18 protein-coding genes, 3 tRNA genes and 1 riboswitch are annotated in these 22,849 nt (G+C 29.2%); of the genes, 5 read left to right on the top strand and 16 right to left on the bottom strand.

What is annotated here, in order from left to right; translation table 4 throughout:
• Positions 1 to 36 precede the first annotated feature (36 nt).
• From ACPYPZ_RS01010 to ACPYPZ_RS01000, 3 genes are all read right to left on the bottom strand, one after another.
• Positions 37 to 112, bottom strand: a tRNA-Lys gene (locus ACPYPZ_RS01010).
• Positions 113 to 119: 7 nt separating this feature from the next.
• Positions 120 to 205, bottom strand: a tRNA-Leu gene (locus ACPYPZ_RS01005).
• Between the two features lie 394 nt (positions 206 to 599).
• The gene (locus tag ACPYPZ_RS01000) at positions 600 to 1,988 is read right to left on the bottom strand and encodes a hypothetical protein (RefSeq protein WP_426461474.1); all 1,389 of its coding nucleotides are present in this window, start codon (positions 1,986 to 1,988) and stop codon (positions 600 to 602) included.
• 204 nt (positions 1,989 to 2,192) lie between these two features.
• On the opposite strand from ACPYPZ_RS01000, the gene ACPYPZ_RS00995 reads away from it, so the two are divergent.
• Positions 2,193 to 2,266: transfer RNA gene (locus tag ACPYPZ_RS00995), tRNA-Gly, on the top strand.
• 87 nt (positions 2,267 to 2,353) lie between these two features.
• Here the strand turns inward: ACPYPZ_RS00995 and pip are convergent.
• The 13 genes from pip to ACPYPZ_RS00930 form a co-directional block, all read right to left on the bottom strand.
• Positions 2,354 to 3,286 (bottom strand): prolyl aminopeptidase, encoded by a 933-nt coding sequence (gene pip / locus ACPYPZ_RS00990; RefSeq protein WP_426461473.1) that lies wholly within the window; start codon positions 3,284 to 3,286, stop codon positions 2,354 to 2,356.
• Between the two features lie 2 nt (positions 3,287 to 3,288).
• A complete protein-coding gene (locus ACPYPZ_RS00985) occupies positions 3,289 to 4,335 on the bottom strand; it encodes a M24 family metallopeptidase (RefSeq protein ID WP_426461472.1) in 1,047 nt (348 codons plus the stop codon).
• Between the two features lie 58 nt (positions 4,336 to 4,393).
• Positions 4,394 to 4,546: a 50S ribosomal protein L33 gene (rpmG, locus tag ACPYPZ_RS00980; protein WP_426461471.1), complete on the bottom strand. Its 153-nt coding sequence runs from the start codon at positions 4,544 to 4,546 to the stop codon at positions 4,394 to 4,396.
• Between the two features lie 145 nt (positions 4,547 to 4,691).
• Positions 4,692 to 4,934: a TM2 domain-containing protein gene (locus ACPYPZ_RS00975; protein WP_426461470.1), complete on the bottom strand. Its 243-nt coding sequence runs from the start codon at positions 4,932 to 4,934 to the stop codon at positions 4,692 to 4,694.
• Positions 4,921 to 5,385: an L-threonylcarbamoyladenylate synthase gene (locus tag ACPYPZ_RS00970; protein ID WP_426461469.1), complete on the bottom strand. Its 465-nt coding sequence runs from the start codon at positions 5,383 to 5,385 to the stop codon at positions 4,921 to 4,923. The genes ACPYPZ_RS00975 and ACPYPZ_RS00970 overlap by 14 nt, the downstream gene beginning before the upstream one ends.
• A gap of 111 nt (positions 5,386 to 5,496) precedes the next feature.
• Positions 5,497 to 7,959, bottom strand: coding sequence for an ATP-binding cassette domain-containing protein (locus ACPYPZ_RS00965; protein WP_426461468.1), 2,463 nt, complete (start codon positions 7,957 to 7,959; stop codon positions 5,497 to 5,499).
• The gene (locus ACPYPZ_RS00960) at positions 7,949 to 9,004 is read right to left on the bottom strand and encodes an ABC transporter ATP-binding protein (protein WP_426461467.1); all 1,056 of its coding nucleotides are present in this window, start codon (positions 9,002 to 9,004) and stop codon (positions 7,949 to 7,951) included. The genes ACPYPZ_RS00965 and ACPYPZ_RS00960 overlap by 11 nt, the downstream gene beginning before the upstream one ends.
• Before the next feature lie 7 nt (positions 9,005 to 9,011).
• Entirely contained in the window at positions 9,012 to 10,409 is a 1,398-nt protein-coding gene (locus tag ACPYPZ_RS00955) for an ABC transporter permease (RefSeq protein WP_426461466.1), read from the bottom strand.
• Positions 10,410 to 11,570 (bottom strand): ABC transporter permease, encoded by a 1,161-nt coding sequence (locus tag ACPYPZ_RS00950; protein ID WP_426461465.1) that lies wholly within the window; start codon positions 11,568 to 11,570, stop codon positions 10,410 to 10,412.
• Between the two features lie 65 nt (positions 11,571 to 11,635).
• Positions 11,636 to 14,629, bottom strand: coding sequence for an OppA family ABC transporter substrate-binding lipoprotein (locus ACPYPZ_RS00945; RefSeq protein ID WP_426461464.1), 2,994 nt, complete (start codon positions 14,627 to 14,629; stop codon positions 11,636 to 11,638).
• 3 nt (positions 14,630 to 14,632) lie between these two features.
• Entirely contained in the window at positions 14,633 to 16,444 is a 1,812-nt protein-coding gene (locus tag ACPYPZ_RS00940) for a M3 family metallopeptidase (RefSeq protein WP_426461463.1), read from the bottom strand.
• A 93-nt stretch (positions 16,445 to 16,537) separates the two neighbouring features.
• Positions 16,538 to 16,707: riboswitch (Lysine riboswitch) on the bottom strand.
• Between the two features lie 246 nt (positions 16,708 to 16,953).
• Positions 16,954 to 17,424, bottom strand: coding sequence for a hypothetical protein (locus ACPYPZ_RS00935; RefSeq protein WP_426461462.1), 471 nt, complete (start codon positions 17,422 to 17,424; stop codon positions 16,954 to 16,956).
• On the bottom strand, positions 17,384 to 17,872 hold the full coding sequence (locus tag ACPYPZ_RS00930) for a hypothetical protein (protein WP_426461461.1): 489 nt from the start codon (positions 17,870 to 17,872) through the stop codon (positions 17,384 to 17,386). The genes ACPYPZ_RS00935 and ACPYPZ_RS00930 overlap by 41 nt, the downstream gene beginning before the upstream one ends.
• 285 nt (positions 17,873 to 18,157) lie before the next feature.
• On the opposite strand from ACPYPZ_RS00930, the gene ACPYPZ_RS00925 reads away from it, so the two are divergent.
• The 4 genes from ACPYPZ_RS00925 (at position 18,158) to aspS (ending at position 22,826) form a co-directional block, all read left to right on the top strand.
• Entirely contained in the window at positions 18,158 to 19,219 is a 1,062-nt protein-coding gene (locus ACPYPZ_RS00925) for a hypothetical protein (protein WP_426461460.1), read from the top strand.
• On the top strand, positions 19,206 to 19,643 hold the full coding sequence (locus ACPYPZ_RS00920; RefSeq protein WP_426461459.1) for a hypothetical protein: 438 nt from the start codon (positions 19,206 to 19,208) through the stop codon (positions 19,641 to 19,643). The genes ACPYPZ_RS00925 and ACPYPZ_RS00920 overlap by 14 nt, the downstream gene beginning before the upstream one ends.
• Before the next feature lie 125 nt (positions 19,644 to 19,768).
• Positions 19,769 to 21,121: a histidine--tRNA ligase gene (hisS, locus tag ACPYPZ_RS00915; RefSeq protein WP_426461458.1), complete on the top strand. Its 1,353-nt coding sequence runs from the start codon at positions 19,769 to 19,771 to the stop codon at positions 21,119 to 21,121.
• Positions 21,114 to 22,826, top strand: coding sequence for an aspartate--tRNA ligase (gene aspS, locus ACPYPZ_RS00910; protein WP_426461457.1), 1,713 nt, complete (start codon positions 21,114 to 21,116; stop codon positions 22,824 to 22,826). The genes hisS and aspS overlap by 8 nt, the downstream gene beginning before the upstream one ends.
• The last annotated feature ends 23 nt before the right edge of the window (positions 22,827 to 22,849 follow it).

The raw sequence follows: 22,849 nt of genomic DNA, 5'->3' as shown, positions 1-22,849 counted from the left end.
AATAGCTTTCGCTATTCTTTGGTCAATCTCTTGAAATGGTACGTCCTAGAGGATTCGAACCTCTGACCCAATGGTTAAAAGCCATTTGCTCTACCTGCTGAGCTAAGGACGCACATCATTGGTGCCCAGGACTGGACTTGAACCAGCACGGTATTGCTACCGAGGGATTTTAAGTCCCTTGCGTCTACCATTCCGCCACCTGGGCTTTTGTTTGCTTTAATATTATAAATCAAATTTTATAAAATCAAAACATTTTTTTTATTTTTTTATTTTAAGCTTTTTTGTGATTTGCAACGTCTTTCGTTGTTGCTTTAATATTTTAACACAAATATATATTAAGTCAAATAAAAAATATAATATTTTTTAACATTTATATGAATTATTATTTATTTTGTCCACCTGTTTTATTAAAAAAATAATATCATATTAATGCTAGATATTTCTAGCATAATTTAATTTGGTTTTCTATGTTATCAAGAGAACTAGAGAACCTTTCAAGAACACTTTGAATTTTAAAGAGAATTTCGTCAGGGAGTTCTCTTTTCTTTTGCAACAGTTCTTTAACTTTATGTAAAAATTTATGGAACTCTCTCGCTTTCTTAATTTCATTTGAAAGAACATTGAACTAAAGGAATATTAATATCTAAATTTTTAGCTAGTGATCATAATTCTTGTTCACTTAATTGTTTTCCGTTTGGTATTCTTGCATCAAACTTTTGACCTTTTATTAAAAATCAAATTTTTTGATTTATATCAGTAACCAATGTTGCTTCGACACTACTTCTGATATAAATTCTTTTCCCTTCTTTATCAAAAGGTGCGTAATAATTACCGTTCATTTTAAAAACACCAGATGTAATTTTTCTTTTAATTTCTATTAAAAAATCAGGATTATCATCAAATAACTTTCCTTTTTCAAAAACATTTGATTTTGATATGTTGTTTTTATTGAATTTATTATTGTAAAAATCTACAATAAATTCTCAATTATCATTTAATGACTTAATAGAATTTATTTGATTTTCGTAAAAAAATAAAGGATAGTTCATTTGTGCTGTTAAAAAAGAACGCTCAACATTAGGTTTGAACGTTGGATTGCTTGAAGTTAATAACTTAATACCTCTTTTATTTAAAGCTTTTTCAAAATTTGTCATTGTTTCACCATTGATTCAAAAATTTCTTCTTCTATCTGTTGAAATATTTTGTGGAAAACCATATTTTTTAAAAACTTTATCTAGTAGTCTTTGATATCCTATTGCAGTTTCGGTTTTTTCACAATGAATAGCTAATAATTTACCAGTTGCAGAATCTACTGCGTGAAATAAGAGCACAGTTTCGTTATTTCAAAACACTTCGATACAAGCATCTAATTCAATAAATTCTCCAAATTTTCTATTTTCCTTAATATTTAAATATTGTCTCTTTTCTATTTTTTCATCTGTTTGATTTATGTGCTCGATAATTTTGGTTAATCTGTTGATTTCTGTTTTTGTTAGTTTTGACACTTCTTGTTTTAATTTGTTTTGAAGTAATTTCTTTGCATATCTTTTAGTTTTCTTATGAGAAAAAGAATTAGCAAACCCATTTTTACGTAAAAGCTTTTTAAAATGAGATTTTGAATAGAACTGTCTTTCGCTTAAATTTAATCTGTCTACGAAATCACTTACTGTAATATCTGAAAAAGTAGAATTTTGATGCGGAAAAATAGCAGTCTTGATTTGGTTATATTTGTCGACTGCGTTGTTATAAATTTCTTGGGTTATTCCGCAATTTTCTTTTGTCTTAAATCTATTTCCGTGAACAAAAGAATAAAAGATTTCTTTAGTTTCTTTCTTGATTAAAATATCCTTTTTAATTCTTTGTATTGTTTTAGTTGAAACATTAAGCATTGTTGCAAGTTTTTGATTTGATAATTCAAAGTATCTACCTATCATTTCGTATTTATGCATTCTTTGTACTTCATACGCTGTTCTAGTTTCTATTTTCATAAGAAAACCACCTTTCAAGACACTAATACAATTATAGTTTTAGTATCTATCCAGGTGGACAAATTAATTAATAATTAACATTAAGTCAAATAAAAAATATAATATTTTTTAACATTTATTTCAGCTTTAAAAATGCATAAAAAAATTTTAAAAAAATATTTGTGTTTAAAATAAATGCTGTTATAATATTAAAGCAAATCAGATGCGAGTGTAGTTTAATGGCAGAACTTCAGCCTTCCAAGCTGACTATGAGGGTTCGATTCCCTTCACTCGCTCCATTTCATTAATTTGACCGAAACTTGCTTAGCAAGTTTTTTTCGCAATTTTGTTAAATAAAAAGTTCCTTATAAAAGGAACTCTTGTTTCTAAATACGATCAAAGATCTCAATTAACTTACTTAAATTATTTTCATCTCACATTGTGTGGCCTGCTGTGTCGATAAAGTTTAATTCACAGTTATTAAGCTTTTCATTTAATAAATAAGCTCCAATTGGTCTAGTGTCCATATCTTGACGGCCATGGACAATGTAAGTTGGAATATTTTTAATTTTATCGGTATTTTCTAAGATGTAATTATCAGTTGGGAAAAATGAACCGTGATAAAAATAGTGTGACTCTAATTTAGCAATAGACATATTTCCATCTTTTTCATCACTTAGTTTTGGATGATTAACACTCACTAAGCAACCTTCTCAGTTAGCAAATAAGTATGCTGCTCTTTCTTTAGTTTCAACATCATATTCATTAGTATTTAATACTTTGTAATATTTTCTTAAAATTGAACTTTCTGGGACATCTTTAACAAAATCTGCATAGTCTTTAAAATACTCAGGATAAAAAGCATCAGCACCTTTTTCGTATAAAAAGTCAATATCTTCTTGTCTTGCTAAAAAGACACCACGTAAAACTAATGTTTTTACTCTATTTGGATGATTAATTGCATAGGTTAAACCTAATGTTGTACCCCAGCTACCACCAAAAAGAACAAATTGTTCGACATTTAAATATTCTCTTAATTTTTCAATGTCTTTAACTAATTCTCAAGTGTTGTTATTTGTTGTTTCAAATAGCGGTAAACTTTTACCTGTACCTCTTTGATCAAAAAGAATGATTTTATATTTTTCAGGATTAAATAATCTTCTACATTTTGGACTTGTTGAGCCACCAGGACCACCATGTACAAATAAAAGTGGTATTCCTTCTGGATTACCACTTACTTCATAATAAATTGAATGTAATTCAGAAACTTTTAATCAACCTTGTTCAAAAGGTTCGATTTCATTATAAAGTTTTGACATTATTATTTTTCGTTAGGTCTTGAAAATACATAGTGTCCATCTTCAGTAACTAGAACGTCATCTTCAATTCTAGCACCTCCAAGTCCTTCAATGTAAATTCCTGGTTCAACTGTTAAAATCATTCCTGGTTCAAGCACGAAGTTAGATAATGGTGATACAGAAGGTCATTCGTGTACATCAATTCCTAAACCGTGTCCTGTTGAGTGTACAAAGTATTCTCCATAACCTTTTGAAGCGATGTAGTCACGACAAACTTTATCAACTTCTGAAGCTTTAATTCCTGGTCTAACTGCTTTTCTTCCTTCGTAAGCTGCTTCTTTAACAATATTTAAGATTTCAACTAACTTAGGATTTTTAGCTGTTTCTTCTCCACCGAAAATGCTTGTACGTGTAATATCAGCTGTATATCCTTTGTATCTAGCACCAAAGTCTACTTTAAGTAATTGACCTTTTTCAATTTTTCTATCTGTAGGGTGGTGGTGTGGTTCAGCTGATGATGGACCTGCTGCAATAATTTCATCAAATCCTTCTTTTTCAGCACCGTGCATTTTAAGGTAGTAGTTAAGTAGTGCTGCTGCTTCTTTTTCAGTCATTCCTTCTTTAACATTTTGCATAAATTCATCGTATGCTTCTAAAGTAATATCGATAACTTTTTGCATAATTTGAAGTTCTTCATCTGACTTAACGATTCTAAGTTCTTGAGCATCAACTCATTCAACTACTTCTGGATTAACCATTTTCATAATTCTATTTTCAACTTCTTTAGTTAAGTAGTTCTTTTCTAAAGCGATTTTTTTGTATCCACGGTTTTTAAATCATTCAGACATTGAATTCCCTTTAATTAAAACAATATCTACATTTTTAGCATTATTTCTTGCGTATTCGATATATCTTCCATCAACAAATAAAGTAGCTTTATCTTTTTCAATCGCAATCATTCCATCTGTTGTTTGGATTCCAGCATATCATAAACGTGTTTGAGGTGCTTCTGAAATTAAAACTTCAACACCTAATTTATCAAACATTTCATCTAATTTTTTTCTATCCATAATTATTCCTTTCGTGGTTAATAAAAAAATGAATAGTAGAAACTATTCAAATAAATTATTATTTCTTTTCTTTGTGTGTTTGGTGACAATTACATTTTGAGCAATATTTTTTAAGTTCTACTTTTTCAGGAGTATTCTTTTTATTTTTCTTTGAAATGTAATTTTCCATTTTACACTCTGTACATACAAGTGTGTATCCTTCTCTAGCCATAATGCTCCTTTATTTTTTATTGTTAACAATTCTTACTAAATTATAAAGCAAAATAATAAATTTACAAACATTTTTTATTAAGTAATATTTTACTTATAACGCTAAAAAATAGTAAAAATCAACTTTAAACTAACCTTTTTAATAATTATCAGTTTTGAATATAAGCACTGTTAGCATCTTTTTGTTTACCAATAAGAGCTAAAACAAAATCAACAATTGCTCAAATACCAAAAGTTAAGAATACTCCGAAAATCTTAATAATTCCTAAAGTAATTCTTCCAGCGTAAAAACGATCAGCACCAAAGCAACCTAAAAAGAACGATAGTGATGATAATATAGTTCTGCTTTTATTTGAAACTTTAACCACACTCATCTTAATTTCTTTCAATTACTTCATTTGTATCTAAGTTATAAATTGTGCTTGGTTTTCCAGACATTGGACCAAAGTCATAAAAATGCTTAACTTCTGGAAAAACTTCATGAGCCTCTTTGAGTGATAAAGGTTGTTGACCAGAAAGATTACAACTAGTCATATAAATAGGTCCATTTTTTAATAAATATTCAATTAATTGAGGTTGATTAGGCATTCTGAAACCTTGATTATTAATAATAATACTATTTGCTCCTGGTCAGACTTCTTGAGCCTTTTGAGTAGCTGCTTTTGTTCATTGTGGAAAGGTTTCAGCTTGAGCAATACTTCCAACTAGAATCATAATTTTCTTTTCAAGTGGACGTTTTTTAAGCTCATAAATTTGACTAAGCACTTCATCTGTAATTTTTCCACCTATTCCTAAAACGGTGTCTGTGGTGCAAATAATAATATCGTTATATTTAGTCATTGGTTACCTACTTTAATTTAATTTTATTAAAAAAGCCATCTACGATGGCTGTTAACATCATTTAAAGCGTTTGCTTTGCTCGATGTCGGCTCTGGTATATTATACCAGCTTTTATTTAGATGTTCATTTTTTAACTTGTTGTTTTGTACCATAGACATAGTGATTTTCTTCAACTTCAAATACTTTTGGAACATTTGGATATTGTTGTTCAAGTAAATATGAAGTTTCAAAAGAAACATCCTTGAATTTTTCGTTAGCATTTGAAATTTTCGGAATTGCTTTGAATAAATTCTTTGTATATGGGTGAACAGGGTTGTTATAAATTTTCTCAGTGTCTCCAGATTCAACAATTTTACCAAGGTGCATAATTTGCACTCTATCAGCAATATATTCAATCATTGATAAATCGTGAGCAATAAATACCATACCAATGTTTTTTTCTTTACATAAGTCTTTAAGTAAGTTAACAACTTGAGCTTGAATAGAAATATCTAATGAAGCAATTGGTTCATCAGCAACAATTACACTTGGTTGTGTAATTAAAGCACGTGCAATAACAATTCTTTGACGTTGTCCACCTGAGAATTCGTGTGGATAACGGTAAGCAAATTGTTTAAGCAACCCAACATCTTCAAGTGCTTTATAAATTGTAGTTTGGGTAAATAATTGTGCTAACTTATGATTTCTATAGCATGAGAATAATTTTTGGAGTAATTTCTTAGATTTAAATTTAACTACTTTTTGGTCAAAACGCGAAACACCTAATAATAAATAAATATTTTTAATGTCTCTGTTAACATATTTCATTTCGACATTAAACGATTTATTACTATTTACTTTATCAACAATATTTGTGTTGTAAATTTTTAAATCAATTACTTTTTGTCTATATATATTTTTTAAATGATCAGCTTTGTTTTTAGGTTCTGCAACTTCTTTTTTGTTTTTAATGAATAGTTCTTTTAATCTTAAAATAAAGTTTGCTTCTTTGCTTGCTTCTAAATATTTATTTTTAGCAGGTAAAATAACTTCTTTTTTGTAGAAATCATTGAATTTTTTATGAATTTCGAAGAATTTTTTAGTTTCTTCTTTTTCAATTTGTAAAACTTCATTTTTAGTAGCTTCTAATTTTTGAATTTCAGCACGGTACTCTTTAATTCTCTTGTTATATTCAGCAACGAATTTATCAAGTTCTCTTTGGAACACTTCTTGTGCTGCTTCATATTTTGCTTTAGCTTCATTTAGTTTTTCTTTATTTGGTTTAGGAAACTTGAATCATTGTCTAAATGTAAATAAAGAACTGCTAAGTAACCTTTGGAATGTTATTTTTTTTCATTCACGCAGTATAAATTGTCTTCTTTCTGAAATATCTTCATATATTTCAAAGTCAAAACTAAATCTATTCTTAATTATTCTTTTAATTTCAGCAACTGAAGCTTTTGAGGTTTCATCAACATTTAGTTCTTTTTCATAAAACTCAATTCCATATTCTTGTAATTCATTCATTAATCTTTTCAAATCTTTTAATTTTAAAAAGTATAAATGTTTTGCATTACGACTTAACTCAGATTTGATTTGCTGATTAATTTTGTAAAGCTTATATTGGTGGAAAAAGTATCCTAAGCTAGAAGTGCTAAGTGCTTCATTTTTATGAATGCTTGCTTCGTTTTTTGCTTCATATTTAAAGTTTTTAATTGCGTTTTTAGAAACAGATTTAAAGTCATTAGTATAATTGACATATTTTCTTCATTCTTGTCAATCTCTACGTCTTTTTCCTTTTGCACGTAAATATGTTTCAGTATTAAATCTAAGTTTCTTTTGATATAAATATTCTTCTTTTGCAGCAGCTAATTCAATTTCATCAAAATCAATTTGTTTGTTTCTAAAATCATTTTGTTTAGTTTCAAATAAGTTAATTAATGTTTCAGAGTTTTTATAAAGGTTATTAATAATGATTGAGTTAATTTTGTTTTTTTCTTCTAAGAAAGCAAAGTATGAGTTAAATTGGTCGTCTAATGATTCGTTTAAATTAAAATCATTTAATTTAACTGATTGTCATTTTTTAATAAATGGTTCGTACAATTTGTTAGTAATTTTTAGGTTTTCAAGTTTTAATTTTAAAGCTTGTTCTAAAAATGTATAGTGGAAGTTGTGAGCTACATCAGTTCAGTCAACTTTAATATCATCAATCTTGTTTTTAATAATTTTATTAACTACAAGTGGTTCCTTTAAAATTCCAAAGATATTGTTTTGACCGTTTAATGCAGCCATTGGGTCTTGGAAGATCATTTGAATATTTTTATGCATATATTTTGCACGTTTTTTAGAAATTCTTTTACCAGAAATAATTTGATCACCTAATGTAACAAAACCACTAAAGTCATCATAAAGTCTAAGTAATGAACGACCTACAGTTGTTTTACCACTTCCAGATTCACCGATTAGTCCGACAATTTCACCTTTTTTAACATCAAAACTAACATTATCAACAGCTTTGTTAACTCTGCTTCCGTTAACAAAGTATTTTTTAAGTCCAGAAATATCTAATATTTTTTGTTCTTCGTTATTTTTCATTGTCAAAAACCTTTCTAAAACTATCTAATCTTTGTACTAATTCTTCTGGTAATTCCACTTTAGGTGCATCAGGGTGAAGCAATCAAGTTGCTGCAGCGTGAGTTTCACTAATTTTGAAAAGTGGTGGTTCTTTAATAAAGTCAATTTCTAAAGCATAATCATTTCTAGGTGCAAAAGCATCTCCTAGAGGTAAGTTAGACATATCTGGCGGAGTACCTTTAATACTATATAAACGATCTTCTTTATTTTCTGGAATAGCTGAAATTAAAGCTCAAGAGTATGGGTGAGCAGGTTCAGCAAAGATATCTCTCTTTGTACCTTTTTCAACGATTTTTCCAGCATACATTACATAAATATAATCACAGAATTTAGCAACAACACTAATGTTGTGACTAATTAAAATAATTGAAATACCCATTTGTTTACGAATATCTTCAAATAAGGCTAAAACTGATGCTTGCACAGTTGGGTCTAGTGCTGTAGTAGGTTCATCAGCAATAATTAAACTTGGTTTTAAAGCAACAACCATTGTAATAACAACACGTTGTTTCATTCCACCACTAAGTGTGTGTGGATACATATCAAACACTTGATCTGCAGATCTAATTCCAAATCGAGTAAGTAAATCAACTAAGTATTTTCTTTTTTCTACATATGGTTTACTTTTTCATTCTGCATTAGTATTTAAAGCATCAAGTAATTGTTTACCAATTTTTCTAGTTGGATTTAATGATGTAAGAGGATCTTGTGGAATATATCCAATTTGGTGTCCACGAATAGTTTGTCAGAATTTTTCTTTTTGAGATTGAGTTAAGTCAATACCATTAATTACCATTTCATCAGCAGTGATGAAGGCATTTTCATTAATATTAATTAAAGATTTACTTGTAACACTTTTACCACTTCCAGATTCACCTACAAGTCCAACAATTTGTCCTTTTTTAATGTTTAAGTCAACACCACGAACAATGTTAATAAACTTGTTACGACCTGTTTTAAAGTTAACCCTAAGGTTTCTAACTCTTAGTAAAGTTTCTTTTTCCATAAATCTCCTATTTTCCTCTAATAACTTTAGGATCAAGAGCATCATGAATACCTAAAGCCATAAAGTGTAATGAAACTGAAATTGATAATAATATTAATGAAGGTAAAAGTAAAATTCAGAAGTTTTGTGAAGCTTCACCAGCAGCACTTGAAAGTAATGCTCCAAGGTTAGTATTATCACCTTTGAAAAATCCTAAGAAGGCAAGTGATGAAACTGAAAGAATGATACCTGGAATTCTAGAAACATAGCTGTTTGCGATTTTTCCAATAATTGCAGGTAAAGCATGTTTATAAATTAATCTAGCTTTTGAAGCACCGACTGATTTAGAAGCTGTAATGAATTCTGAATCTTTAACTGTGATGATAAACATTCTAGTTCCACCAACAGCACCTGTTCAACCTGTGAATACAAGAGCTAAAATAAGTGTTAAGTCGCTTGTACCGAATGTAGAAGCAAAAAGAAGTAATCAAATAAGTCCTGGTGGAGCAACAAAGATTTCAATTAGACGCATAATTACTGTATCAATTCATGAACCTACGTGGAAACCTAAGTATGAACCAACAGCTACTCCGATGATTGTTTGTAATGTAGCAACAATTAAAGCAAGTCTAATAGCGTTTCAAGTACCAATTCATGAAGAAGTTCAAATATCAATACCAGCTTGATTTGTTCCTAAAATTGTTGTTGGGTATAAACTACCACCATTAACACTTAATAATGTATTCACAGCTGCTTGAGTTTGAGGTAATGAAGCATTTTTAGGGAAATTACCTTCACTTAAGAAAATGTTTAAATTCATTGCTTCATAAAATCTAAAGGCATTAATTAAAATTTCTGTTTTAACGGCAGGTTTTCCATCACTTTGGATAATCTCGGTTTTTACGATTTTTATTGCTGAATCATTATCAGTAATTGGTTTGATAATTTCTTTTGCAATGTAACCACCGTAATTAGAGTTAAAAGCTTGCATATATTTAGCGTAGTTACTTTGTTCCATAAACGCACGAAGCGGAATTCATTGCTTATATGCTGGAGGTAAGTTTCTAATTTCACCACTTCCTTTAACTCACTCATAATTACTTGGTACGTATGTATTTGTTTTAGCATCTAAAGTTCAAGTTTTCGGAACTCTAAAAAACATAGTATCAGAAATAGGTTCATTTGGACTGTGTTTTGCTGATACAGTTACTACGATTGAAGTAATTAAAACAAATAAGAAAATTACTGTAAATAATACGATTGCTCAGTTTGTGAAATATCTTTTGAAAATCTCAGCAACCATTTTCTTTGGTTTACCAGCAACGTTAACAAAGTTTTTAGATTTGTTAGGAACTCTTTTAAACAGATCAGAAGAGTTATCTGATAAGTTTAAACCATATTTTCTGTTAAATTCTTTAGTAGTCATCTAACTCTCCTTTCTCTTTAATTCAAGTTCTTTAAATTGTTTATTTCTGTTTAATCAAGCAGTAAAAATTAATTTGTAGTTGTATTTAGATGCTGAACCATATTTAATTCTAGGATCTAAGAAAGCAAACACAACATCAACAATAATTGTTGTAAATAAGCTAAGAGCAGTAAACAATACTGTTGAGAACATAATTAAGTTAATTTCACCATTAGGGAACGCTTGTGTAAGCACAGCTGATGTCCCTGGTACTCTTCAATATGTTTCAATAATAATTCCACCTGAAAGTAATCCGATATATGAAGGGATAATAATTGCAGCAAGAGGAATTGAAATATTTCTAAACACATATTTAAAGAAAATTTGTGTAGTACTTAATCCTTTTGAACGAGCAATTAAAACGTAGTTTGAAGTAAGAACTGAAACCACTTGGTTTCTTGTATATGAAATGTATCCTGATAATGATCCAAGTACGATAACAAAAATTGGAGGTAATCAAGAAACTATAATTTTACTTCAACCTTGTGACGCTACGACTGTCGGGTCCATAGGGTTTAAAAATAGTGGTGTAACATTAACGGATAAAAGCATAGTAATTAAAATCGGTGCTAAAACGAATGTAGGTAATGCTACGAAAATTAATGAGAAGAAGTTTACCACCACGTCAAAAGCTGTTCCACGTTTGTATCCAGCTACTATTCCTAAAAACACTCCAGCAATTGCACTAATTACAAAGGCAGGTAATGTAATAATAATTGAGAATTTTAAGTACTTAAAGAAGTAAGCAGGAATTGTAGTAACTCCGTTATCCTTAAGTAAGTTATTGTTATAAGGCACACCAAAAGGGTGTTCTGAGTTAAATACATCTTGGAATCAATATCCTAAACGAACAAATGGATTTACAGTTAAGGTTGTTCAAGTGTCTTTAACTTCAGAATAAGGTAAGTTAGGTGTTAAGTGATGCTTAACCGAGTCGTTAAACAAGGCTTCCAGCTTTGCAGCATTTGCCATTCCGCCAGATTCACCACTACCAGAAACTCCTAAAGCTTGCTTAGCATAAGGGTTTTCTGCGAAGATTGCCACAGATAAAAACACAACAAGAATAATAATGATCAGTGTAATAAATGCGAACAAAATTCTCTGACTAATATACTTTAGCATTTGTCTCCTTTCGAAAGTAAGAAAACTAACAATTATATAATTGTTAGTTTCACTGTTTTATTTAACTATAAATCGATGTCTTGAGATAACCTTACGTTTGTGTAATCACCTGATTTAGATGATGTAGCTGGGTATAAGTAACTTGGGTTAACGAATGTTTTTACGAATTTGTCTTTACTAATTCCTAAACTCAAGTCAACTGAGAATCCAAGTACTTGTGATAATTCAGAACTTAATACTAATAAGTCTTTTTTAGTAACATCTTTTCTATTTTGGTATTCTAATCAGAATTTAGATGAAAGCACTCCCATTGATGGTGCTTCAACACCTGCTTCTGGTTTATATGGAACAAATTTTTCATTTGCTTCATCGTAAGTGTATTGTCCCATTACTTCGTATACATTTTGAATATTTGAGTTGCTCATTTTTGCTCATTGTGATACTGGAATTGTTAATTTTTTACCTTCTTTTTCCACTTTGTTTAAGTATTCCATTCAAGCTTTTGCAACTCTAACTGTTTGAGGGAATGATTTTTCAAATTTAGCCATTGTTTCAGGTTGTTCAGTTAATAAACCAAAAGCAATTAAGAAGTTTGTTGTTTGGTTTGTAAATCCATCTAAACCTGAACCAATTCCGTCGTAGTCATATCCTCAACCACTAAGTTTTGCTAATCTATTTCCGTATCAGTTAGCATAGAATCCACCTTTTGAAGGATCTTCATCTTTTTGAGCATTTGGAATTGTGTAGTAGAAGTTTAATCTTCCTTTAGTATCTAAAGCGTTTCATGTTTTAAGTAATTTAAGTACTGTAACTTTTTGCACTTCTTGCATGTTTGTATAACGAGCAACAATTTTTCAATCTAATTTATCTGTATCTTTTAATCCTTGTTTTTCGTATAACTCATCTAGCAAGCTAGTCATTAATTTTTGTAAAGTTTTATATGCAGCAGATTGGAATTGTTCATCTGTGTTTTTGTCAACTGATGAACTGTCGCCGATTGTTAATGTTGTTCCAAGTCCGTTACCTAAATCAACTTTTTCTCCTGTTTTGTAGTCATAAACAAATAATTCATGTAATAAGTTTAAGTTATCTCTTGGTGTATCACCAACTGTTTTATCGCTTGAACCTGGTTTAATTTGTGCATCAGGTGCAAGTGGTACTAATCATGGTGAACGTGGACTACCTGGGTAGTATGAATCTACTACAGCTTGTCAGTTAATTGCAGTATTTAAAATTGTTCTAAATTCTGCAGCTGGTCCTGTCATACCTTCTAATAATACGTTAGGTGCTGAAAGAACTTTATCCGCTGGTTGACCGAAGATAACTTTAGAAATATTATTTGTATAAACATCTGAATGTGCATAATCGCTTGATAATGCTTCGACTGGCACAAATGAATTGTAAATGTCTTTTACTAAATTTGTCGCTGATTTAGCTTGTACATATGTTAATCCGAATTTTGCACCTTCTTTTTCTAAATCAGCAGCAGCTGTTTTATCAATAGCTGATAAACCAATTGACGCTTGTTCTCCTGATTTGTAGTAGTTTAATGTAGCTAATTGGTATGCTTCTGGTGATAAAGGAGCATTTGTATATTGTTTTTCGTATGAACGAATTACTCTTTTATCGTTTACAAATCTTTGGTCTGCATAATGTTTATTAAGTTTATTTGCTTCAACTAATGTATTTGTGTTGTAACCTGTCGCATAGTATTTACCAACGAATAATGTTGTGTTAATTCCCATTCCGTATCAGTATTCACCGATTTCTCTCATTGTTCCTACAGCATCTTGTGCTGTTTCTGCAGCTTTTTTAAGTTCATCAGCAGAAACTGATTTACTTGTATCTAATTTAATGTTGTCATAATCTGCATTAATGTAAGCGTGTGGTGCTGGTACGAATTCATAGTTTTCGTAGAATTCTTTAATAATTTCTAAGAATTGAGCTGGTTCGTTTTGATCTAATCTCTTAAGTGTGAAGTATTCATTTCCGTCTTTATCTTTTGAAACTGATTGCTCTTTATCTAAGATTGCTTTCATATCTACATTATATAAATCAAAGATATAAGCGTTTCCATATGTAGCTTTTGGTTTGAATTGTTCTACTGTAATTATTTTGTTAACAGCAGCATCAATTTCTGCAGAACCACCATTTTCATGACGGTAGTTTGTGTCGTTAGCAACTGTTCTTTGGAATCCTGTTCAGAAGTCAACAGCTTGTAATGGATATTTAGTTTCTTTACCTGTTTGATCAACTCATTTAACATTTTTACGAATTCTTACACTCATTTTTACAGCTTTTTGTAAATCATTTAAGAAAGCTTGTGAGTTAATTGATTTTGGATTATTTGAAGTTAATTTGTATGATGTGTTAGCAAAGTATTTTCCTTCTACATCAGGTTGTGGTGCAATATCAGCATCATCATTGTCATATACTTTTTTAGTTCCATCAGCAAATTCAACAACAACAGCATCTGCCAATCTTAATTTGTATGATTCTAATGATGGTTGTGTTACATAGTTTGTTGATTTAGGTAATCCAGTAACTGGATCGATTCCTGTTTCAACATATTTAAATAATGGTCTACCTGATGATTCTAAATCAATTAATGTAGGAACTGTTTGATCTGGTCAAATTCCACTTCATCCACCATATTTGTTTGATGCGTCGTATCAGAAATCAGAAATTCCAGGTTGTGAGTTAACTTGGATTTTGAAAACACCTTTTTTCGCATATGAACTCATACTTGAGTTTTCAAATGGAAATGTTTGATTCATTACTTTGTCAAAAAGCTCTTTATTTGAATTTTGATTTCCTGTATCTGGGTTTGGATTTGGTGTAGGAGTTGGATCCGGTGTAGGTTCTGGAGTTGGGTTTGGATTTGGTGTAGGATCAGGCTGAGGTGTTGGTTGCGGAGTTGGCTCTGGTGTAGGTTCTGGAGTTGGGTTTGGATTTGGTTTTGGTTTAGTTTCGCCATCACAAGCAGCAGAAAGAGCAACTAATGGAGCTGCTGTAGCAACAAGCCCACTTGAAAGTAATAATAATCTAAGTTTTTTCATTTTTTACCCCTTATTTAAAATCTTATTTGATAAGTGTGTGTATTTATTTTGTAGTTCATTAATATAATTAAACGCATTGTCATAGAGTTTGTCATCTAACAAATCCACACCAATGTTTTTTAAAACATTTAGTGGAAAATCTGTTCCACTTTTTGATAAAAATTCATTAATATAGGTCTGTAAATAATTTGGACCATATTTTTTGTATTCATTAAATATGTATAGCGCAATAATTTGGCCTAAGGCATACTTATACATATAAAAATCATAATAATAATGTGGTACATAAATAGCTCCAACATTATCTATTTCATTAAATTCTACTTCTTTAGTATATTCAATGTGATTTTTATGATATTCAGTAAAACAGTCAAATTTTTGGTTATTTCACATCGCTTCATATAAGTTGTATTCGTAATTAGCTCATTCAGTTTGTTTTAAAATAGTTGAACTAAAATTATTTAATAATCGATTTGTTAAATAAAATTCTTGTTCCATATTTTTAACATTACTAAACAGATAATCATAAAGTAACAACTCATTAAAGATTGAAGCAACTTCTGCTAATAAAATCGGATATTCACTATTAAATAAATCTTGATTTAAACTAGCATAATATGAATGCATTGAATGACCTAATTCATGAATTAATGTTTCAGTAGTTCGTAATTCATTTTTGAAATTCATTAATATATATTTTTTATTAATTTGGAATGAATTTAAAACGCTATAACCACCAAGTGTTTTATTTTTGACTGGTAGATAATCAATCCAGTTTTGATATAAAGCTTCGCTCACTTTCTTGAGATATTGTTCACCTAAAGGTTCTAATGCAGCTAAGCAAATTTGCTGTGCTGTTTCTAAATCGATGTCAAATTTTTGGTTTATTATCTCATAATTAAAATCATAAACTTTTCTCGACTGATTAAACTTAGTTTGATAAAGTTCTTCGTTAATTTCTTGAAATTTGTTAAAAATTTCTCTATTTTGTTTTACTTTATGAAATAATTTTTCAATTATCGGTTGTGTTACACCATCTAAATAGGTAAAACATTCAATTGGATATTTGAAATTTCTAGTTTTAGCATCAATCATTTTCTTTTTAAAATGAGCTTTTAAAAAGTTCGTTAATGTTTCTTTATGCTCTAAATAACCATTTCAATAATTGTAATAAGCTTGCTTTCTAACTTTTAGATCATCACTTTTAAAATAGTGCATTTTATTATTATGATTTAAAGGTAATTTCTCATTAGCAAACTTAATATCCTCAAAATGGAGTTCGCTTGTAGTTAAAGTTTTAAATAAATCCAAATAGTTAGGCTGAGCTAATTGAGTTTTTAATAAATATTCTTCAATTTCTCTTCCTAAATAATGCTGGTTTTTAAGTTTTTGACGTTTATATTGATAAAGATAGAATTTCAGTCGTTTATCTTTCATAAATTCAGCTATTTTATCTTTATGTAATTCAAATTCAGCATCTTCTGAACCAAATTTTTCTAACATACCTTTTCAAAGATTTTGGAAGCTTTCTAATTCTGCTTTAAGCTCGTAATTAACTAAATCAACTGCTAGTTTATTTTTTAAATAAGCATCAATTTTATAATAAACGATTGTTTGTTGCTCTTTTGCTAGTAAGTCATCTATAAAGTTATCAATGTTATCGTATTTAATTTTTTGCAACGCTAATCGCTGATTAACAATTGAGGTTAATTTATCAATTCACCACTGCAGTGGTTTACCTTCTAAAATTGCTTCAAGATCGAAACGATATTCTTTTGGAACATCAATATATCTTTCGTACTGCTTAACTTTCATTTTAGCCTCTAAAAAATAAAAAATCTTTGCAGTCTATACAACTACAAAGATAAATTAAGATTATTTAATGAAATAATACATAATCAACATTTGTAATTCTATAGCACCAATGGTTTCATAACCAAAGAGTAGAAATCTTTTATGTTTTCCTACCAGCACTTAAAATTGCCATTTTAAGCACTTCGGCTTTTATAACCTTTCAATAAGTTCTTTGTATGCCTACTCCCTTATTTACTTATTTTAAAAGCTCCTCTATAGCTATTTACATAAACAGATTTCTAACTATCTGTTTATGTAATTTCAAACAGACAGCAATATTAAAAACACATTTTAATACGAATAATATTAAAACGCATGGTTCAGTTTTTAATAATCGCTTGTTTGTTTGTTGTTTGATTCATGTAAGTATTATAAACAAGATTTAAATATTTGTAAAGAAAAAAGCTCAAATTTGAGCTTTTTGAATTTTTTTTCACAAAATTTTTAATAATTTGAATAAAAATTACAGTTTATTTGTTCTTAAAATTGAAAATTGTTGAAACTCTTAAGTCTCTTAGTTCAGCAACTGCTGTAAAAATTACCATTGGTAATAATAATACAGTTATTCCACAAAGTGCTAATAATGCTGTTTGATATTCTAACACACCAACACTAAAGAATGATAAGTCTACTATTGATAATAGTGTTGTTAAAAATAAAAATATAAAATATCATCATTTATTTTCTTGTTTAACTTTTGTTTGTTCGAAGCCAAAAATATTAACTAATAATACAAAAGATGCTAGCACTAAACACACTGTACCAAAAATGTATAACCCAAAGTTAAATGATTTTAAAGTATCTTCAATTGCATCTCAACGGTTAATTGTTAATAATAAAAATAAATTAGAAACCATAGAGATGATTGCAGCTATTAAAATTACAGCAGCAACTATTTTATTAAAAGTTTTCACTTGAGAATGATTTTTTGACTGGCTCATTCTTGTTTCCTTTCGAAATTGTATAAAGTGCAAAAGCTAAACCAACTGATGCAAAACATAATCCAATTAAACTAAGCATTAATAAAATTACAAATAAAACTAAATACATTGTGTAATCTGCATGGTTAGATGGGTCGGCTGCAGTAGCCACTGTTAAAGCTAAAACCATTACTAATCAAAAACAAAAACTAATGCTTAAAATTCTTAAAAATCTTTGTTGACGTTCAATTTTATGAACAACTAATTGACATAAAACAAATGATGCAGCTTCAAGCGCAATCATTGTGTAAGTATAAATTTCTAAGTTTCTTGGAACTTGCACTAATGTTCCTTCATTAAAAACAACTAGTCCGTAAATTGAGTTACCAACCACTAGAAGAGAAACCATAGTTAAAACTCAAAAACTTCAGACTGATAAATTTCTTCAAATTGACTTTTTATTATCCATAAAAACTCCTTATTCAATAATTTTAATATTAAATAGAATAAGACTTAATATAATTTTCATAAATTTATCATCTAAATATAAAAATGAATATTTTTTTCAATTTATAGTTAATTTAGTGAAAATTATTTATTATTTGTAGCAACTCATAATATGTATTTATAAAAGTGATAAAATTAAGATGGGTAGAAATACCCAACAAAAGAGGACAATATGGCACGCCTTAAAAAAATATTTTTTAGCATAGGTGCAGCTTCCTTATCTGCAGTACCTATTTGTTCTTTATCGATGAATATAAATAAAGATCAAAATCAAGACTTAGAATTTGAAAATCTCAAAAAATATTCATTAGAAACGATAAATAAAGATGAAAATTTAAATTTGACCTCAATTAAATTAACAGTAATTCAAACAATTAGTGGAGAAAAACTATTACTTATCCAAAAAGAAGAAGGAAAAGGATTGTACATACTAGATCCTATTTCTAAAGTTTTTCTCGAAAAAGTTCCAGATGCTCAAGTTGTTATAAATAACAAGAATCAAGTAATTTACTCTGGTCTTTTGGGTTATTATGTTAAAGAAAATGAAGAAACATATAAACACGTAATCAGCAATGACATAATTAACAAAGATAGCCTTATAAAACAAACATCAACCTTTAGTAGTCTATTATCTAAGATTAGAATCTATTACGAAGATGGAAAACCAAAATTCCAATCTAAATCAGCTAGATTTAGTAATACAAGTCCCAACTTAGTAAAGGTAGGAAACAAGTATTACATTAAAGATTATGAAATAATAAAAAATCTAGATAAATTCCCTGAAAATAGAGATGGTGTTTGTTGTTATACAGCATCAACAATTTTATTATATTATTGACATAAAAGGGTTGGTGGTATTATCCCTGACAAATTCTTAGACTCTGATGGAACTCTTAAAACCCAAGGATACACATTACAAGACGAATTATTAAAAATCGGTAGATCTATGGGCTATGGAAAAGATTCTTGAGCTGCACCTCAAAGATATATATTATCTAAATACTTAAAAGATAATACAAACAAAGAATTTTATACAAGATATTACTTGTTAAAAACTTATCTTTGAGGTGAAATCGACAGAGGTAGACCTGCACTAGGTTTTGGTAATTTCTATAAAGAACCACCTAGATCAGATGAAGAGTTGGATGGAAATTATGGTGCTGGATGTTTACACGGTGTAGTTATTTATGGTTATACAGACAATTATTACATTAGTCATTACGGATGAGCCGGTTATAATCACGCATATTTAATTGATGCAACTTTTGGTTCGGTTGCTTTTGTGGATATTAAAGATGATCAAAAATAAAAAATTAATGCATTCTGCATTTTTGGTTATATTTTTATGCTTCTTTATAATATTCGGTTTATTCTGTAAAATCACTAATGAAATTCTTGGTTCAGGTCCAAACAATGTAATATGAACAGAACAAGTATCATTATGAACATTCGATATCAAGAATACAATAAGTTCATTCACTAGTTTTTGAACATACGGATTTGCTACAGCTAGCGTTTTATTAATTGTTTTTTACATTTGAAAAGTAGATCAAAAATTATGAGCTAAATTGACCTACTCTATTTGATCTATTATAGATATAATATATGGAATTGTTATACTTGCTATCTTTAATAAAGCTGAATACAACACATGTGCTGTTGTGTTTATGTCATTAGGAATGATTTTCTTAGCAATTACTGTTGTTTTTAACTGGATTAAAGTTAAAGAATAATCTTTTTTTGCAAGGTTAGTTAAGCTGACCTTGTTTTTATACTTAAAAAACCACAAAAACAGTTTTAAAAAAATAAAATAATTTACAATATATAATATATTTTATTTAAAAGACTAGGAGTATTTATGATTAATAAAATAAAGGGTACAAAAGACTATAACCCTGTTGATTACGAAGTAAAAAAATACATCCAAACAGTATTTGAAGAAACTGTGAATAAATTTGGATTTTTAATGATTGAAACACCTATTTTTGAATCAAGCTCTTTATTTAAAAGAAGTGTTGGTGATGATAGTGATATTGTAAATAAAGAAATGTATGAATTTAAAGATAAAGGAGATAGAGATATCTGCTTACGGCCAGAAGGAACTGCAAGCTTTGTTCGTGCATTAATTGAAAACAAATGATACGGAACTTCTTGAGACAAATTCGCATATTTTGGTCCAATGTTCCGTTATGAACAACCACAAAAAGGTCGTTACAGACAATTCTACCAAGCTGGTGTTGAATTTGTTGGTGAAAAAAATTATCTTAAAGATGCTGAAGTAGTTTTAATGGCTCAAATTTTACTTAATCATCTTGATGTTGATACAAAATTAAAAATCAACACAATTGGTGATAAAGAAAGTAGAAAATATTACGAAATTGCATTAAAAAAATATTTTGAACCATTCAAAGATCAATTATCTAAAGATTCACAAATGAGACTTGAAAAAGGTGGAGTTTTAAGAATTTTAGATGATAAAGTTGATGCAAAATTAGAATGCGTTAAAAATGCTCCTAAAATTAAAGACTATCTTTCAAATGATTCTAAAGAGTATTTTGAAAAATTAACAAATGTTCTAAAAGACTGAGATATTGATTTTGAAATATCTCATGAACTTGTTAGAGGACTTGATTACTACGATGAGTTTGTGTTTGAATTTGTCTCAACTGATTCAAATACAGGAAGCCAATCAACTTTAATTGGTGGTGGTAGATACTCAAACTTAATTAAAGAATTAGATGGGCCAGAACTTTCAAGTGTTGGTTTTGGGTTTGGTGTTGATAGATTAATTTCAATCATCGGTGAAAAATTCATCAAAGAAAACCACATTAGTGAAATTGTTGATAGTTATACAATTTATTTAGCTGCTAGCGAAAGCGAAAGCAACTTAGAATATTTAAACTCTATTGCTAATAACTTTTTAAGAGTTATTTTCAGTAAAGTTAAAACAGAATATACATTAGTAAAAAGTAAGAAAATTTTTGATAAAGCACGAAAAGTTAATGCAGAAATTCTAATTTGTGATGATAAAAATTTAGAAAGCAAAAACTTATTAGTTGCAAAACACCTACCTTCAGGAGACAAAATTACATTCCCTAAAACAGATCAAGGTGTAATTGATGTAGTTAGATTTATAGCAGATAAAGAAGTTGATGATATTGATGCAGATCAAATCGAAGAATTAATCGAAGGAGTATTCGAAGATGAATAAGACAATTAATAACAATCAGTTACGTTTAACTGATGTAAACAAAGAAGTAACTCTTTATGGTTGGGTTGCTAACAAACGTAAATTTGGTGAATTAAACTTTGTTGATTTACGTGATAAATTCGGAATTACACAATTAGTTTTCAACCAACCAATTCACTTTTCAAAAGAAAGTGTATTAGAAGTAACAGGTACAGTGGTTGCTCGTAAAGATCCAAATAATGATTTACCTACAGGACAAATTGAAGTTGTAGTTAAAGATTTTAAAGTGCTTTCTACATCAAAAGAATTACCATTCCAAATTAGAGATGATATTGAAGTTAAAGAAGAACTTAGATTAAAACACAAATTCCTTGACTTACGTAGACCAGTAATGCAAAAAACTTTAAAACTTAGAAATGATTTAATTTTTGCAGTTCGTGAATATTTACAAAACGAAGGGTTTACTGAACTTGAAACTCCTATTTTAAGTAAAGCTACACCAGAAGGTGCTAGAGACTTTTTAGTTCCAACACGTAACTACAATAGTTTTTACGCATTACCTCAAAGTCCACAATTATTTAAACAATTATTAATGATTGCTGGATTTGAAAAATATTATCAATTTGCACGTTGCTTCAGAGATGAAGACTCACGTAAAGACAGACAACCTGAATTTACTCAACTTGATATGGAAGTAAGTTTTATGGATGTTGAACACTTCCAATCATACATCGAAAAAATGTTCCAATACTTTATGAAAAAAGTAATGAATGTCGAAGTTCAAATTCCATTCCAACGTTTAAGATTTGATGACTGTATTAGAGATTATGGTTCAGACAAACCAGACTTAAGATACGGAAATAAAATTGTAGATATTCCAGAATTTTGTAATGACACTGAATTTAACATCATTAAAGATGCACCTTCAAAAAGATTATTAAAAATTGATGAAGCAATTACTAAAAAAGAATTTAAAACACTTGAAGAAATCGCTAAGAAAAACAAAGTTAAAGCATTATTCTTTATGAGTGTAGAAAATGGTGAAATTGTTGCAACAAACTTTGCAAACAAAGTTTCTGAAGCAGCAAACAACTTAATTAAAGCTCAAAACAATCCAAATGGTACATATTTAATTTGTGCTGATAAATTCGAAAATGCATCTCAAGCTTTAGGAGCACTTAGAGTCGAACTTAACTCTTGATACAACTGAGCTAAAGATGAATATAACTTTTCATGAATTATTGACTGACCAATGTTTGAATATGATGAAGAAACAAACACTTGAGCAGCTGCACACCACCCATTTACTCAATTTGATAATACATTAGAAGAATTAGATACATTACCTAAAGAACAAATTCGTGCAAAAAGTTACGACTTAGTATTAAATGGATTTGAACTAGGTAGTGGATCAGCTAGAATCTTCGACGAACAAATGCAAAAGAAAATGTTCGAAATGATTGGAATGGATGAAAAAACTCAACAAAATAAATTTGGTTTCTTCTTAAAAGCATTCGAATACGGAGTACCTCCACACTGTGGAATTGGTTTAGGAATCGACCGTCTTGTAATGATTTTAGCAAATCACAAAACTATTAGAGATGTTATTGCATTCCCTAAAAATTCAAAATCAGATGATATGTTAACAGAAGCTCCAGGTGGAGTAGATCAAACTCAATTAGATGAATTATTTATTCAATTAAAAGAAAAAGAAACTCAAAACTAGTACAGTAGTGCATTTTGCACTAC

Source organism: Mycoplasma hafezii (assembly GCF_049942695.1).
Taxonomy (GTDB): Bacteria; Bacillota_I; Bacilli_A; order Mycoplasmatales; family Metamycoplasmataceae; genus Mycoplasmopsis; species Mycoplasmopsis hafezii.
Note: the sequence above shows the minus strand (reverse complement) of the source record. Positions and strands in the feature narration are given on the sequence as shown.